Annotated in this window: 16 protein-coding genes and 1 other RNA gene; 7 read left to right on the forward strand and 10 right to left on the reverse strand. The window is 56.5% G+C overall.

Translation table 11 applies throughout. From position 1 onward, the window contains the following. Positions 1-55 precede the first annotated feature (55 nt). From dolP to QLG03_RS13145, 4 genes are read right to left on the reverse strand one after another with little or no spacing between them, the layout of a single operon-like run. Positions 56-631 carry a division/outer membrane stress-associated lipid-binding lipoprotein gene (gene dolP, locus QLG03_RS13130; RefSeq protein ID WP_023291105.1) on the reverse strand — a complete coding sequence of 192 codons (576 nt, stop codon included), beginning with the start codon at positions 629-631 and terminating at the stop codon, positions 56-58. Between the two features lie 9 nt (positions 632-640). Continuing rightward, complete coding sequence (diaA, locus tag QLG03_RS13135; RefSeq protein ID WP_002918211.1) at positions 641-1,231, reverse strand: DnaA initiator-associating protein DiaA; 591 nt, start codon at positions 1,229-1,231, stop codon at positions 641-643. A gap of 25 nt (positions 1,232-1,256) precedes the next feature. Next, positions 1,257-1,643: a YraN family protein gene (locus tag QLG03_RS13140; RefSeq protein ID WP_023291104.1), complete on the reverse strand. Its 387-nt coding sequence runs from the start codon at positions 1,641-1,643 to the stop codon at positions 1,257-1,259. Beyond that, complete coding sequence (locus QLG03_RS13145) at positions 1,601-3,709, reverse strand: penicillin-binding protein activator (RefSeq protein ID WP_255988862.1); 2,109 nt, start codon at positions 3,707-3,709, stop codon at positions 1,601-1,603. Before QLG03_RS13145 ends, QLG03_RS13140 begins: the two co-directional genes overlap by 43 nt. Positions 3,710-3,772: 63 nt before the next feature. On the opposite strand from QLG03_RS13145, the gene rsmI reads away from it, so the two are divergent. Then, a complete protein-coding gene (gene rsmI / locus QLG03_RS13150) occupies positions 3,773-4,636 on the forward strand; it encodes a 16S rRNA (cytidine(1402)-2'-O)-methyltransferase (RefSeq protein WP_064157964.1) in 864 nt (287 codons plus the stop codon). A 187-nt stretch (positions 4,637-4,823) separates the two neighbouring features. Here the strand turns inward: rsmI and garD are convergent, their stop codons facing one another. Continuing rightward, positions 4,824-6,395 (reverse strand): galactarate dehydratase, encoded by a 1,572-nt coding sequence (gene garD, locus QLG03_RS13155; protein WP_282473644.1) that lies wholly within the window; start codon positions 6,393-6,395, stop codon positions 4,824-4,826. 564 nt (positions 6,396-6,959) lie between these two features. On the opposite strand from garD, the gene garL reads away from it, so the two are divergent. The 5 genes from garL (at position 6,960) to QLG03_RS13180 (ending at position 11,284) form a co-directional block, all read left to right on the forward strand. Then, positions 6,960-7,730, forward strand: coding sequence for a 2-dehydro-3-deoxyglucarate aldolase (gene garL / locus QLG03_RS13160; protein WP_049014794.1), 771 nt, complete (start codon positions 6,960-6,962; stop codon positions 7,728-7,730). A gap of 26 nt (positions 7,731-7,756) precedes the next feature. Then, positions 7,757-8,647, forward strand: coding sequence for a 2-hydroxy-3-oxopropionate reductase (gene garR / locus QLG03_RS13165; protein ID WP_032454164.1), 891 nt, complete (start codon positions 7,757-7,759; stop codon positions 8,645-8,647). Between the two features lie 247 nt (positions 8,648-8,894). Then, positions 8,895-9,277, forward strand: an RNA gene (gene rnpB / locus QLG03_RS13170) — RNase P RNA component class A. Positions 9,278-9,865: 588 nt separating this feature from the next. Further along, a complete protein-coding gene (locus QLG03_RS13175; protein WP_117129065.1) occupies positions 9,866-10,744 on the forward strand; it encodes a mechanosensitive ion channel domain-containing protein in 879 nt (292 codons plus the stop codon). A 132-nt stretch (positions 10,745-10,876) separates the two neighbouring features. Next, positions 10,877-11,284, forward strand: coding sequence for a Spy/CpxP family protein refolding chaperone (locus QLG03_RS13180; protein ID WP_023291097.1), 408 nt, complete (start codon positions 10,877-10,879; stop codon positions 11,282-11,284). A 73-nt stretch (positions 11,285-11,357) separates the two neighbouring features. Here the strand turns inward: QLG03_RS13180 and QLG03_RS13185 are convergent, their stop codons facing one another. Both QLG03_RS13185 and QLG03_RS13190 read right to left on the reverse strand, forming a co-directional pair. After that, entirely contained in the window at positions 11,358-11,525 is a 168-nt protein-coding gene (locus QLG03_RS13185) for a hypothetical protein (protein WP_004206134.1), read from the reverse strand. Positions 11,526-11,549: 24 nt separating this feature from the next. Next, positions 11,550-12,251 (reverse strand): pirin family protein, encoded by a 702-nt coding sequence (locus tag QLG03_RS13190; protein ID WP_023291096.1) that lies wholly within the window; start codon positions 12,249-12,251, stop codon positions 11,550-11,552. A gap of 104 nt (positions 12,252-12,355) precedes the next feature. Between QLG03_RS13190 and QLG03_RS13195 the strand changes: the two genes are divergently transcribed. Beyond that, a complete protein-coding gene (locus QLG03_RS13195) occupies positions 12,356-13,252 on the forward strand; it encodes a LysR family transcriptional regulator (RefSeq protein ID WP_004144865.1) in 897 nt (298 codons plus the stop codon). A gap of 39 nt (positions 13,253-13,291) precedes the next feature. On the opposite strand, the gene QLG03_RS13200 is transcribed toward QLG03_RS13195, so the two are convergent. The 3 genes from QLG03_RS13200 to QLG03_RS13210 form a co-directional block, all read right to left on the reverse strand. Continuing rightward, on the reverse strand, positions 13,292-13,660 hold the full coding sequence (locus tag QLG03_RS13200) for a DUF805 domain-containing protein (protein WP_017900662.1): 369 nt from the start codon (positions 13,658-13,660) through the stop codon (positions 13,292-13,294). A 126-nt stretch (positions 13,661-13,786) separates the two neighbouring features. After that, positions 13,787-14,773 carry a glutathione S-transferase family protein gene (locus QLG03_RS13205; RefSeq protein ID WP_023291095.1) on the reverse strand — a complete coding sequence of 329 codons (987 nt, stop codon included), beginning with the start codon at positions 14,771-14,773 and terminating at the stop codon, positions 13,787-13,789. 79 nt (positions 14,774-14,852) lie between these two features. Beyond that, positions 14,853-15,245, reverse strand: coding sequence for a DoxX family protein (locus QLG03_RS13210; protein ID WP_002917920.1), 393 nt, complete (start codon positions 15,243-15,245; stop codon positions 14,853-14,855). Between the last annotated feature and the right edge of the window lie 221 nt (positions 15,246-15,466).

Consider the following 15,466-nt stretch of genomic DNA (forward strand, 5'->3'; position numbering starts at 1 on the left):
ACGAACAGGGGACTGCAGCCCGGCTAAGCGTAGCGCCAGCCGGGAAACTGCAGCTTTATTTGATGTAGGTAAAGGCGGTGGTCACCCGGGACACGCCGCTCACCCGGCTGGCGATATCCGCCGCCGCGCGGCCTTCACGGTCGGTCACCAGCCCCATCAGGAAGACTTCGCTGTTTTCCGTGGTCACCTTCACGTTCGAGGATTTGACCTGATCGGTGCCCAGCAGCTGCGAACGCACCTTGGTGGTAATCCAGGTATCAGAAGAGGCGGTGCCTAAACCAATCGGCTGGCCCTGGCGCACTTCGTTAAACACTTCCGTGGTTCCTTCCACGCCCATGGCGATTTGCTTGGCGCGGGCTGAGAGGTCCGGCGTCGGCGACTGACCGGTCAGCAGGACTTTGCCCTGATAAGCGGTAACGTTGATGCGGGCCTGTTTCTTAATCTGTTCATCTTTCGACAAGGCGCTATTGACGCGCAGTTCCAGGGTGCTGTCATCGACCTGGGTTCCCACCGTACGCGGGTCCGTTGCGGCTTTAGTGCCGACTGCTGCCGTTCCGACTACCGCGGCGGCAACGCAGCCCTGCAGCAGTAGTGCAGAAAGCAGGATGGCGAGGGGCGAGAGAGCCTTCATGTGTTCTCCTTAATCGTCCTGGTGTGGAAAAAGAGTGTTATCTATCAAATCGCACAGACAGTTGACGGTCAGCATATGCATCTCCTGGATACGCGCGCTGCGGTGCGAGGGGATGCGAATTTCGACATCCTGCTGACCTAACAGGCCCGCCAGCTCACCGCCGTCATAGCCGGTCAACGCGACGATGGTCATGTCGCGGGTCACGGCGGCTTCCACTGCCTTGACGATGTCCCGGCTGTTACCGCGCGTGGAGATTGCCAGCAGCACATCGCCGGCGTGTCCCAGGGCGCGCACCTGCTTGGCGTAAATCTCGTCATGCAGGCGATCGTTAGCGATGGCAGTTAAGACCACATTATCGGTGTTTAGTGCAATGGCGGGTAAACCAGGGCGTTCCGTTTCAAAACGATTAATCATGCTGGCAGCAAAATGCTGTGCGTTGGCGGCGGAAGTGCCATTACCACAACAGAGGATTTTGTTGCCGTTGAGCAGGGACTGCACGAGCGTCATCGCCGCCCGGGAGATGGCGTCCGGGAGTGCTTCTGCTGCGGCAATTTGGGTTTGAATGCTTTCGGTAAAGCAGGCTTTGATTCTGTCGAGCACGGGATCCCTTACTTCTGGTATTACGCTATTCGCCAAAGGCGTTTTTTAGCCATTGGATGTCGTTGCCGGTGAAGGCTACCACATCGAAACGGCAATCCACAGTCTCAAAGCTCCCATTCTGTCGGCAGAGCCACAAACGGGCGGCTTTAAGGAGGCGTTGCTGTTTTTGCGGGGTGACGCTGGCCGCCGCGTCACCGTACAGGGCGCTGCGGCGGTAGCGCACCTCGACAAAGACGGTGACGGCGCCGTCGCGCATGATGAGGTCAATTTCGCCGCCACGCTCGCGGGCGTTGGCGGCGATAAAACGCAGGCCCTGGCCTTCCAGCCAGCGGCGAGCACGGTGTTCCCATGCATCGCCGGTCTGTTTGCTTAGCTGGCCGGGACGATTTGTCCCTGCTGGTACTTGAGCCATGACAGTTTCCTGTTAATCACGCAGTCCTGAGTCGCCGTCAGATCGCCGGTATTCCCGTTCAGTTCGAAGCCCGGCGTCTGGCGCATTTGCGTGAAGTGGTTTGCCAGCGACCAGGCGTCAGCGCCCATCGCATACAGACGCGCCAGCGAGTAGTCATTGCGCACCGCAGACAGCGCCTGCTGCATCAGCGCCGGGTTGCTGCCAGCCAGCATCGGGATTTCGCTATACTGCAGGCCTTCCATCTCCAGACGGAAATCCGGACCGGCGGTGCCCTGCGCGCTGCGCGAGCTGGCGTACAGGGTGACATTGCTCTGGCTGCCGTTGCGCATCGCGATCATGGGTTTGATATAGCCAATCTGTTCCGGGGTGGCGAGGATGTAGGCCGCGTCGACGCTGCCGCCGCTGCTAACCGGCATCTCATCCGCACTGCCGAGGACGCTGTTCTGCGCTGATGGCAGGGTGGAGACCGGGGTGCCGCTCAGCGCAATGCCCCCTCCGCCGTTAACGCCGGCGCGCAGCTCCGCCGTGGAGCCAAAACGCTGCTGCAGAACGCTGGCGCCGCCCAGCTTCAGCCACTCGTCGGCAAACGCGCTGACCACACGATCGCCCAGCGCGCCGCGCGGAACCAGCAGCAACGGCGTCTGTTTGCCCTGTTGATGGATATGTCGGGCGGCGTCACGCGCTTCGTCTTCCGGCGACAGCGCGAAATAGCAGATATTAGCGCGGCCTTCGACCTTCTCCGGCTGGTTGAGCGCCAGCACGTTGAGCGGCGTATTGCTCTTGATAACATCTTCGACGTTCTCTTTCAGCAGCGGTCCGACGACGAGGGTGGCGCCGTCCTGCTGAGCCTGAGCAAGCAGCTGGCCGATCGGCTGGCTGGTGGTATCGTAAATTTTCAGTTCTGCAGAGGGGTTGGCGGCGGTGGCGACCACTGGCTGCGGCTGTGCGGCCGGGGCAGTGACCGGCTGGGTGGCCGGAGAGGCGGTGGTCTGCGGCGCGGCGACCGCTGCCGGGGCCTGAGCGGCCGGCTCCGCGGCTGGCGTTGCCTGGGTTTGCGCCGGGGCCTGCACCGGTTCAGCGCGACTTCCGGTAGCCGTAAGATCGCTAATTTCCGCCTGCGACGGGCTTACCACCTCATCATTACCGGACGCGTTCGCCGCCTGGGCGACCTGAGCGGGAACCGCGCTGCCCGTCACCGACGGCGCGCCGTTTTTGGCGGCTTCGAAGCCCTGCTGGATGGTGCGGCCGAAGATCGACGCCTGGCCGTTCAGCGGCAGGAAAAGCGCAATCTTGTTGATGGAGGCGGGCTTATAGTTTTGCATGTTCACCAGCGCCGTCGGCAGCATTTTGGCGCCCGGGTTTTGCGGGTAGCGCGTCTGCCAGTCTTTGACGCCGGCTTTCAGCAGCGTGGGATCGTTGCGGTTGTCAAACCACATCCGCTGCAGATCCAGCCAGCCCTGGAGGGTATTTTCATCGGCATTGATCACCAGCGCATTGGCCTGATCCTGGGTCATCGCGGTCAGCGCTTGCCAGGTCGCGTCAATATTTTGCTGGCGCTGTTTGGCATCGCTCAGCAGCGGCTGCTGGGCGATTAAGGCGCGCAGCAGCGTAACCGATGGTTTACCCTGGCTGGCATCGATTTGCGCCTGCCAGTAGCGCGCCTGCTGAGGCTGCTCCAGGCTTGCCGGGTCAAGCTTAGCCAACAGCGTACGGGCCCCCTGATAGTCGTTCTGCGCCAGCTTCACTTCTATCGCCAGCAGTGACTGTTCACGGGCCTGGGCGCTGTCCAGGTTCGACGGCAGCTGGTTAAACAGGTCGATGGCCTGCTGCTTCTTTCCTTCCTGCAGCAGTGCACGAATGGCGAGTAATTGCCAGTTGGTCTTGCTATCATTCGTGCTTTGCTGCATCTGCTGCAAGTAGAAACTGGAGTTGGCCTGCGACGTACCCTGCATAAACGCCGTACTTTGATCCTGCGTGTGGGTGCCGCAGCCAGCAAAAAGAAGAGTAGCCAGCAATACGGGCAGACAGCGCGCGGGCTTAGAACGAAGAAATGTTGACGGTACCATAAGTGTCCAGTGATATTTTTTTGGCTCAATGCTCAATATTAAATCGGCAATACGGACGAGACAATGAAACAACACGAATCAGCGGATAATTCTCAGGGGCAGCTCTATATTGTGCCCACTCCGATAGGAAATCTGTCTGATATCACGCAGCGCGCACTGGAAGTGTTGCAAGCCGTTGATTTAATTGCTGCGGAGGATACCCGCCACACCGGTTTGCTGCTGCAGCATTTTGCGATTAACGCCCGCTTGTTTGCGCTTCATGACCATAACGAGCAGCAAAAGGCGGAAACACTTCTCGCTAAACTGAAAGAAGGGCAAAACATCGCGCTGGTCTCCGATGCCGGCACGCCGCTGATTAACGACCCAGGCTACCATCTGGTGCGCACCTGTCGTGAAGCGAATATTCGCGTCGTACCGCTGCCGGGACCCTGCGCGGCCATCGCCGCCCTCAGCGCCGCCGGTTTGCCCTCCGATCGTTTCTGCTATGAAGGCTTCCTGCCGGCGAAATCGAAAGGCCGTCGCGATACCCTGAAAGCGCTGGAAGAAGAGCCGCGCACCCTCATCTTCTACGAGTCGACCCACCGGCTGGTGGAGAGTCTGGAAGATATCTGCGCGGTACTGGGAGAATCCCGCTACGTGGTGCTGGCCCGCGAGCTAACCAAAACCTGGGAATCGATCCACGGGGCGCCGATTGGCGAGCTGGTGGCGTGGGTCAGGGAAGACGAAAACCGGCGCAAAGGCGAGATGGTGCTGATCGTCGAAGGCTTTAAGGCGCAGGAAGAGGCGCTGCCGGCGGCGGCGCTGCGTACCCTGGCGCTGCTGCAGGCGGAGCTGCCGCTGAAGAAAGCCGCTGCGCTGGCCGCGGAGATCCACGGTGTGAAGAAGAATGCGCTGTATAAGTATGCCCTGGAGCAGCTGGGGGAGTGATCCTGTAAAACCAGTGAAAGCCTGGCAAGCCGCCCTTGAGATTGTGAAGGGCGGCTTGAGCGTCATCCGACATGTCGGAAGAAATGTCGGAAGAAAAGTGCAGCCCGCCTTCCTTGCCGCACAGCACCCCTAACCAACCAGCCCGGATAAATCCGGGCTTAACGTGGTTAAACCCTTACGCTCTCGATCAGGTCACCGGCGCCGGGTTAAACACCGCCAGTTGGTTATGCAGACCCCATTGATCGGAGAAGGTTTTCTTGCGTCCGCTGGCGACGTCGAGAATGAATTCGAACAGCTTCAGCCCCACATCCTCAATCGTCTCTTCGCCGGTGGCGATGGTGCCGGCGTTAATGTCCATTAAGTCATACCAGCGGTTAGCCAGCTCGGTACGGGTCGCCATTTTTATCACCGGTACCGCCATCAGTCCGTAAGGCGTGCCGCGGCCGGTGGTGAATACCTGCACCGTGATGCCAGAGGCCACCTGCTGGGTGCCGCAGACAAAATCGCTGGCGGGGGTGGCAGCGTAAATCAGGCCGCGTTTGGTCGGGCGCTGCCCAGGGGAAAGCACCTCAACGATGGCGCTTTTGCCTGATTTGGCAATCGACCCCAGCGCTTTTTCCACCACGTTGGCCAGGCCGCCTTTCTTGTTGCCGGGGGAGGGGTTGGCGCTGCGGTCGGTTTTGCCCATGTCGAGATAGTTATCGTACCAGGCCATCTCTTCCAGCAGGCGTTGACCCACCTCTTCGTTGATTGCCCGCGGGGTCAGCAGATGGATAGCATCGCGGACTTCGGTCACCTCTGAGAACATCACCGTCGCGCCACAGCGCACCAGCAGATCGGAGGCGTAACCCACCGCCGGGTTGGCGGTCACGCCGGAGAAAGCGTCGCTGCCGCCGCACTGCATACCCACCACCAGCTCAGAGGCCGGGCAGGTTTCCCGCTGACGCTGGTTGAGTTTCGCCAGATGGCGCTCGGCGACCTGCAGAATGTCATCGACCATTGATTTAAAGCCCACGTGTTTTTCATCCTGCAGGCTGACGATGCTGGCGCTGTCCACCGGGATGCTTTTGACATCTTCGGTCCCCTGCAGCAGGCGTTCGGGCTGCAGCTTTTCACAGCCAAGGCCAATGACCATCACTTCGCCGCCGAAGTTCGGGTTAAGGGCGATATTGTGGATGGTGCGAATCGGCACCACCGCCGCTGGCGCATTAATCGCTACGCCGCAGCCATAGAGGTGATTCAGACCCACCACGCCGTCGACGTTGGGATAGTTCGGCAGCAGGTCGCGTTCAATGAGTTTCACCACGTAATCGACCACGCCCGCAACGCAGTGCACGCTGGTGGTGATACCCAGCAGATTTTTGGTGCCCACGCTGCCGTCGGCATTGCGGTAGCCTTCGAAGGTGTAGCCTTCCAGCGGCGGTAGCGGGGCGGGCACTTTGGTGGCCATCGGCAGGGTGTTCAACGGCGGGGCGGTAGGCAACTCCACTAACGACTCGTCAATCCAGCTTCCCTGGGGGATGTCGCGCACCGCGAAGCCAATCACTTCTCCGTAACGGATAATTTCACCGCGGGCAGGGATATCCGCCAGGGCGACTTTATGCCCCTGTGGGATGTGCTCGATGAGCGTCAGGCCGTCCGGGAAACGCGTTCCGGCGGTCAATCCCCGATCGTTGACAATAATCGCCACATTATCTGTTGGGTCAACTTTTATATAAAACGCGGTCGGCGATGGTTGTCGAATTGAAATATCGGCCATTGTCCAGTTATCTCCAAACAGGTGCTAAAAATATAATTAAATGGTCATTCTGGCGCGGTAGAGCAGAATAATGAAATAAAGAATGTCAGGTGTGTCGGCATGAAGATGTGATCTAAATCACTCCTTATCGCCATGGATGCGTGCGGTGGGCGGGCAATCGTAAGAAGTGTGGATTAGCGCCCATGGCTTAAGGCTATCGCCCAATTTAAGCTTTAAAAAATGTGTTTATATTGTGTTTATGCATAGTGTCTGGCGAGTTGGCGCTGACTATACTGAGTCGTGTTTTTGTGACGTCCGATATCTGCATGGTTGGCCTTTGAATCGCGGGTTAATAATTTAGCCGTGACCTAATGAATAATAAAAAATGGTTAATTTGCGATGGGCTTACATTTTCCGGACTCAAGGTCAGGGAATAAAAAAGGACACCCATTCGCCGGTTTACTCTGCGGATAATATTTGGGGTCAGGCGATACGCTTTTCCAGCCTAATGGGGCTCTCTCGCCGGGCTGGTGATATAACGAATGAATTGCAGAAGTTAGCAACGGTTAACGCAAGGTAAAAATCATGGATAACGCAATTTTCCCGAACAAATTTAAGGCCGCGCTGGCGGCTCATCAGGTGCAGATTGGCTGCTGGTGCGCGCTGGCCAATCCGATTAGCACCGAGGTGTTGGGTCTGGCGGGTTTCGACTGGCTGGTACTGGACGCGGAACACGCGCCGAACGACGTCACCACGCTTATCCCGCAGCTTATGGCGCTGAAAGGCAGTTCCAGCGCTCAGGTGGTTCGCGTGCCGACCAACGAGCCCATCATTATTAAGCGCATGCTGGATATCGGCTTCTATAACTTCCTGGTGCCGTTTGTCGAGACGGCTGAGCAGGCGGCGCAGGCGGTGGCTTCTACCCGCTATCCGCCGGAAGGGATCCGCGGGGTTTCCGTTTCCCATCGCGGCAATATGTTCGGCACTGTGCCGGACTACTTCGCCCAGTCCAATAAGAACATTTCCGTTCTGGTACAGATTGAGAGCCAGATCGGGGTGGACAACGTCGAGGCGATTGCCGCGACCGAAGGTGTCGACGGCCTGTTCGTCGGCCCGAGCGACCTGGCCGCCGCGCTAGGTCATCTGGGCAATGCCGCCCATCCTGAGGTGCAGCGCGCCATCCAGCATATCTTCGCCAGCGCGAAGAAGCACGGTAAGCCAAGCGGCATTCTGGCGCCGGTGGAGGCCGATGCGCGGCGCTACCTGGAGTGGGGCGCCTCTTTTGTCGCCGTCGGCAGCGATCTGGGCGTCTTCCGTTCCGCAACCCAGAAACTTGCTGATGCCTTTAAAAAATAGTCACCAGGATGAAGAGAGAGAACAATATGACAATCAAAGTGGGTTTTATCGGTCTTGGCATTATGGGCAAGCCGATGAGCAAAAATTTGCTGAAGGCGGGTTACTCGCTGGTGGTGTCTGACCGTAACCCGGAAGCGATTGCCGACGTGATTGCCGCGGGCGCAGAGACCGCGACCACGCCGAAGGCGATTGCCGAGCAGTGCGACGTGATCATCACCATGCTGCCGAACTCGCCGCATGTCAAAGAGGTGGCGCTGGGGGAGAACGGCATTATTGAAGGCGCGAAACCGGGCACCGTGGTGATCGACATGAGCTCTATTGCGCCGCTGGCCAGCCGGGAAATCAGCGAAGCGCTGAAGGCTAAAGGCATTGATATGCTGGACGCGCCAGTAAGCGGCGGCGAACCAAAAGCGATCGACGGCACCCTGTCGGTAATGGTCGGCGGCGACAAGGCGATCTTCGACAAATATTACGAGCTGATGAAAGCGATGGCTGGCTCCGTGGTGCATACCGGCGACATCGGCGCGGGCAATGTGACCAAACTGGCCAATCAGGTGATTGTCGCCCTGAACATCGCAGCCATGTCCGAAGCGCTGACTCTGGCCACCAAAGCCGGCGTCAATCCGGATCTGGTTTATCAGGCGATCCGCGGTGGTCTGGCGGGGAGTACCGTGCTGGATGCCAAAGCGCCGATGGTGATGGATCGTAACTTCAAGCCGGGCTTCCGGATCGATCTGCATATTAAAGATCTGGCCAATGCGCTGGATACCTCCCACGGCGTGGGCGCTCAGCTGCCGCTGACGGCGGCGGTAATGGAGATGATGCAGGCGCTGCGTGCGGACGGTCTGGGCACCGCTGACCATAGCGCGCTGGCTTGTTACTACGAAAAGCTGGCGAAAGTGGAAGTGACTCGCTAACAAGAAGAGCTCTGCGCGGCCCGGTGGTTATGCCTGGCGCAACAGTATCAGACTGCCACGGGGGGCGAGCCTGGACGCGGTATCGGCGTCGTCTTCCGCGTGTTTACCTCGGTTGCGACGCAGGAAGCGGCGTTTCGCGCGCGTTGGACAATATTTCTCGTGCGTCGCGCAATAGCGCTGCCGCCCTGCAGGGCGGGATGACGACAGAGGGATGACAACGGGCGGTAAACCCACTATACTGCGCGCCGAAGCTGACCAGACAGTCGCCGCTTCGTCGTCGTCCTCTTTCGGGGGGAGACGGGCGGAGGGGAGGAAAGTCCGGGCTCCATAGGGCAAGGTGCCAGGTAACGCCTGGGGGGTGTCACAGCCCACGACCAGTGCAACAGAGAGCAAACCGCCGATGGCCCGCGCAAGCGGGATCAGGTAAGGGTGAAAGGGTGCGGTAAGAGCGCACCGCGCGGCTGGTAACAGTCCGTGGCACGGTAAACTCCACCCGGAGCAAGGCCAAATAGGGGTTCATAAGGTACGGCCCGTACTGAACCCGGGTAGGCTGCTTGAGCCAGTGAGCGATTGCTGGCCTAGATGAATGACTGTCCACGACAGAACCCGGCTTATCGGTCAGTTTCACCTCTTTATGTCAAAACCCCGCTTCGGCGGGGTTTTTGCTATCTGAATCCGTGACGCGGATGAATGACTGTCCACGACGCTATACTCAAAAGAAAGCGGCTTATCGGTCAGCTTCACCGCTTTATGTCAAAATTCCGCTTCGGCGGGGTTTTTGCTATCTGAATCCGTGACGCAGATGAATGACTGTCCACGACGCTATACTCAAAAGAAAGCGGCTTATCGGTCAGCTTCACCGCTTTATGTCAAAACCCCGCTTCGGCGGGGTTTTTGCTATCTGAATCTGTGACGCGGATGAATGACTGTCCACGACGCTATACCCAAAAGAAAGCGGCTTATCGGTCAGTTTCAACTATCTCTATAAAACCTCTCGACGAAGGTGTTTATTTTTAATTTCAGTCGGTTGTAAATCAGGTTTGCAGAATATCCACTTTTAAACAGTTTTTGGGCTGCTTTAAACACCGGATTCGTTAATACTGTCACGCTACGATGTTTTATTGTCTATCCGTTAGTCTCCATTCCCTGATTTGCAGCGGTCATCATTCAGCTTAATGGATAGCAGGTTTATAGGTTATCCAGACAGGAGTGATAGACGTGAAAAATGTAGTATTATTCCCGCAGCTCAAATCGGCAATAGCCTGGCTTATCGGTCATGGTGAAACAATTATGCAGTTTGCCTGGAATATCGTGGCAGCGCTGATTATTCTTTTTGTCGGGCGAATGCTTGCAAAAGTCCTTGCTAAAGCCTTCGAGAAAATTCTCTTACGACGCAACGTCGATGCGACAATCGTTCATTTCTTTGCTGCGCTCGTTCGTTATATTACGATGGCTTTTGCGATAATCGCCGCATTAGGTCGGGTAGGGATTGAGACGTCTTCCATCATCGCGGTTATTGGCGCGGCAGGGCTGGCAATTGGTCTGGCGCTGCAAGGTTCGCTTTCTAACTTTGCCGCTGGTGTTCTGTTGGTCACTTTACGTCCTTTTCGGGCCGGAAATTTTGTACAGGTCGGCGCGATTTCTGGTATGGTGCAGTCCGTACATGTTTTTTCAACAACGCTACTAACCGTTGATAATAAAGAAGTTATTATTCCTAATGGTAAAGTCATCGCCGACAGTATTGTGAATTATTCCTGCCATCCTTTTCGGCGAATCGATCTGACCCTCGGCGTGGCCAGCGAGACTAAAATTGTGCAGGTTAAGCAGGTCATTCAGGCTATCATTGATAGTGAAAAGCGAATCGATCAATCTCGTGGTACTACGGTTCGTCTGCTTGAAATGATGCCGGGCACACTTAACTTCACTGTTCGTGTCTGGGTGAAAAATAGCGAATATTGGGAGACTTATTTTGATTTTCTTGAAGCGATTAAAGAAGCGCTCGATGAACATCAGATCACCCTCGCCGCGCAACGGATGGATATTAATTTAACCTCCTCGACGTTATCGGACCTAAAAATAAACAATGCGGATGTTTAGCTTATAGATCATTTGACCTATGAATGCATTCAACCCCTTTTACAATTATGTTCATGCTTTTTTACACATCGCCATTATTGTTCAGGGAATAATAGTGCGTCTTATCATGACGCACTTATACAGGATAATAAAATGACAAAAGTATCACGAGCTATATTATTGACCGCCGCCGTTGCAGGTTTTTCGCTGGCGGCGCAGGCCGCGGAGGTGACTGCGCCAGCACCCGCTAAGGACCCTATCGTCCAGCACTTAAAACTGACTCCCGATCAGGTGAGCAAAATTAACAGCCTGCATCAGCAAATGGAAAAAAACGTTGAGCAGATTTCACAGCAAGACATTAAAGATGGCGCGCTGATTAACGTGATTGATTCCGGTAAATGGAATGAGAAAGCGGTGAAGGATCAGCTGGCGGCATTCAGTAAAATTGATCAACAGGTACGTTATTATCGCGTGAAGTACTATTTTGATGTGAATCAGGTACTGACGCCGGAGCAGCGCACCCAGGTGAAAAAAGATCTTGCCGACGCGCTGAGTGAATAATGCCATCAGCCCCTTTCGGGGCCGGTATTAGCGGCAGGCCACCAACGATAGCCGAATAATCCATGCTGCAGCTTCAGGCGAGACTTTCTTCATCCCGCAGGCGAATCTCCGCCTCGGCGACGATGGCTTCCAGTTCGCTAAGCATCTCATCATAACCAAAGCTGACGACGCCGACGGTTTCCGGCGGCGTCGGGGCCAGCGGCGTCGGAGACGCCTTTTTTCTGTTTTTCTTCTTACTCACTGACAGACTCCATCCCTTCCGTTGTTACACCGGTAAATCTATCAGCAAAGCGCGCAGCGGCGTATCGGCGACGAGGGTAATGTTAGCTTCGTCACGAATAAATGCCCCATCACCACAGGTGAGAGCCTGTTTGGGTTGTTCCTGCGCGACGGCATGGACGGTGCCGTGGATCGACTGCAGGTAGGCGCGCGGGCCATGCAATTGCACGTTGATCTGCTCACCTTTTTCCAGCGCGATGTGATAGACCCAGGCCTGCTGGCGAAGCTGGAGGCTATTATTCCCCCCATCCGGTGAGGCCAGCAGCTGTAGCGGCGCGTTGGCGACCTCGATTTTCTGCTGCAGCGGGTTTTCCCGCTGCGGGCAGGCATCGAGCCATAGCTGCATTCGCGTTAACGACTGCTCTTTGCTCAGATTGTGCTCGCTATAGCTCACGCCAGGCTGAGTGGCGATAATCAACGCGTCGCCGGCCCTGGCCTGCAGGTGATTGCCGTCGCTGTCGCGATACTCCGCTTCGCCTTCCAGAATCAGGTTCAGGATATCGACCTTGGGATACGTTCTGGCCTGGAACGAGGCCCCGGGGGCCAGCACTTCCTGATTGAGAACGCGTAAAGACGCGAAGCCCAGTAATTTTGGGTCGAAGTAGTGGCCAAAGGAGAAGGTGTAGCGGGCCTGCAGCCAGCCGAAGTCTGCTTGTCCGCATTGTTTGGCTGTTCGGGTAGTAATCATGTTCTTGACCTCTCTTTACACTAAATCAATGGTAAAGGTATGGACGCTGTATTGTTAGCCAGATATTCTGCCCGGTATGTTCAAATTTCCTGAATGAGAAAGCGATGGCTAAAGAGAGAGCATTAACGCTGGAAGCGTTACGCGTGATGGATGCGATCGACCGTCGCGGGAGCTTCGCTGCCGCGGCTGATGAACTGGGACGCGTGCCTTCCGCCCTGAGCTACACCATGCAAAAACTGGAGGAAGAGCTGGACGTGGTGCTGTTTGACCGCTCGGGTCATCGCACAAAGTTCACCAACGTCGGGCGTATGCTGCTGGAGCGCGGTCGCGTGCTGCTCGAGGCGGCGGACAAGCTCACCACCGATGCCGAAGCCCTGTCTCGCGGCTGGGAAACTCACCTGACGATCGTCACCGAAGCGCTGGTGCCCACGCCGGATCTGTTTCCGCTGATTGAGAAACTGGCGACCAAGTCCAACACCCAGCTGTCGATTATCACCGAGGTGCTGGCCGGCGCCTGGGAGCGGCTGGAGCAGGGGCGGGCGGATATCGTTGTCGCGCCGGATATGCATTTTCGTTCTTCCTCGGAGATTAACTCGCGCAAACTCTATTCGGTGCTCAGCGTGTACGTCGCGGCGCCGGACCACCCGATCCACCAGGAGCCTGAACCGCTCTCTGAGGTCACCCGCGTGAAATACCGTGGCGTCGCGGTGGCGGATACCGCGCGCGAGCGGCCCGTTCTCACCGTTCAGCTGCTGGATAAACAGCCGCGCTTAACGGTGAGCACCATCGAAGATAAGCGCCAGGCGCTGCTGGCCGGATTAGGCGTGGCGACCATGCCCTATCCGCTGGTGGAGAAGGATATTGCTGAAGGACGCTTGCGGGTGGTCAGTCCGGAATATACCAATGAAATTGACATTATCATGGCCTGGCGACGGGACAGCATGGGCGAAGCGAAGTCCTGGTGCCTGCGTGAGATCCCTAAGCTGTTTGCCGGCAGATAGTCGAGGACACTCCTCCCGCTAGCGGGAGGAGCAGGAAGATCAGTAGGAAAAGGGTTTTGGATCGGGCCCGAATCGGTTGTTGCCTTCCGTTCCGCGCTGGCAGTTAAAGATCAGGATCACCAGCCAGCCGATGACCGGGATCAACAGCAGCAGCAGCCACCAAGCCGAACGGTCGGTGTCGTGCAGACGCCGAAACTGCACCGCCCACCACGGTAAAAAGACCAGTATGCCATAGATGGTCGTCAGAATGCCTTCGCCGCCCGCCCGCTGCCAGCCCAGCATTTTATCGATGATGCTCAATACGCCGGTCAGGATGAGGTTGACCAGAATAAACATCCAGTACTCTTTGCGCCGCGCACGGCCGCCAAATCCTATATAGTTTTTTAATACCTTGAGATACCAGTCCATTTCTACGCCTCAATTAACCGTCAATCACTTGTTTTTTAAGCGATCGCAATAAGAATAGACGTGAATGAATGGTGGGTAAATATCTGTTTTCTGAATTATTGGGCGCCATCACTGGCGCCCGACGGATCAACGGAAGCGCTGGTCGCGACCGTGTGGTTCGCTGAGATCCTGCTGCGGCCCAATGGAGATGATGCCGGTAGGGTTAATGGTTTTATGGCTGCGGTAATAGTGGTGACGAATATGCGGAAAGCTCACCGTCTCCGCGATACCCGGCATCTGGTAGATGTCGCGCAGGAAGCCGTAGAGATTGAGATAATCGCTGATGCGTCGTTTGTCGCATTTAAAATGGGTCACATACACCGGGTCGAAGCGTACCAGCGTCGTCCACAGGCGAATATCCGCTTCCGTCAGCTGATTGCCCGTCAGGTAACGATGCTGACCGAGGATCTGCTCCAGCCGCTCCAGCGAGGTAAACACCGCATCCACCGCTTCGTCGTAAGCCTGCTGACTGGTGGCAAAGCCGGCTTTATACACGCCGTTATTGACGTTGTCATATATCCAGCCGTTCAGTTCATCGATTTTTTCCCGCAGCGCCGGCGGGTAGTAATCCCCGGCTCTGGCGCCCAGGCCATCGAAGGCGGTATTAAACATACGGATGATTTCTGCCGACTCATTGCTGACGATGGTCTGCTGTTTTTTATCCCATAGTACCGGGACGGTGACGCGACCGGTGTAGTGCGGGTCGGCGTGCAGATACAGCTGATAGAGAAAATCGTGCTGATAAAGGGTGTCACCGGTGGCTTCCGGGAAGCTGTCGTCAAAAGTCCAGCCGTTTTCCAGCATCAGCGGATTGACCACGGAGACAGGGAGAAAAGGCTCCAGTCCTTTCAGCTTACGCATAATTAACGTGCGATGCGCCCACGGGCAGGCGAGAGAAACGTACAGATGATAGCGATCTTTTTCCGCCGCAAATCCCCCTTCACCACTCGGTCCGGCCGCGCCATCGGCGGTGAGCCAGTTACGGAAGGCGGAAACGGAACGCTTAAAACGCCCACCGGTGGATTTTGTGTCATACCAGGTATCCTGCCAGACGCCGTCGACTAATTGGCCCATCTTTATTCCTCCTTCAGACTTCAGATAGCAAAAGCGAGGAGTGGCCTCCTCGCTTTTTCATTCATTCAGTATAGTGCGCTTACCATTTCTTATTCAGTACACGGTCGATACTGAAGGCGCCCGGTCCGGTAATGGCCAGCAGCAGGTAACCGCCAGCGATGGTCAGGTTTTTCATGAACATCAGGGAGTTCACGCCTTCCGCAAAGTTGCTGTGGAACAGGAACGCGGTCAACAGCGTAAAGCCTGCGGTGAACAGCGCGGTGGTCCGGGTCAGGAAACCGAACAGAATCGCCAGTCCGCCGCCGAATTCAAGGAGAATGGTCAGCGGCAGCAGCGCACCCGGTACGCCCATGGCTTCCATATACTGCTGGGTTCCCGCATAACCGGTGATTTTGCCCCATCCTGCAGTGATAAACAGAATCGGCATCAGAATGCGCGCTACCAGTACACCAACATCTTCTAATTTTTTCATTTCTTACTCCAGAAAACCCAAAGGGCGGCGGTTTTGTTTTTTAGCGCAATCCCGCGTAGTTACGCGGGGTTGCTGTCGATGGAGAGGATAGTAGCGAGGCGGAGAGGGAATTGTTAGCAAGGAAAACTGTAGATCTAGTTCAAAGTTTCTGAGTAATCGGTAAGAGGGGGCGAAAAATGCCTCAACGCGATAGGTCACGACCGGCGCTGGTAAAGGCCTGG

This window comes from Klebsiella sp. V115_8 (genome assembly GCF_029967715.1).
Taxonomy (GTDB): domain Bacteria; phylum Pseudomonadota; class Gammaproteobacteria; order Enterobacterales; family Enterobacteriaceae; genus Klebsiella; species Klebsiella quasipneumoniae.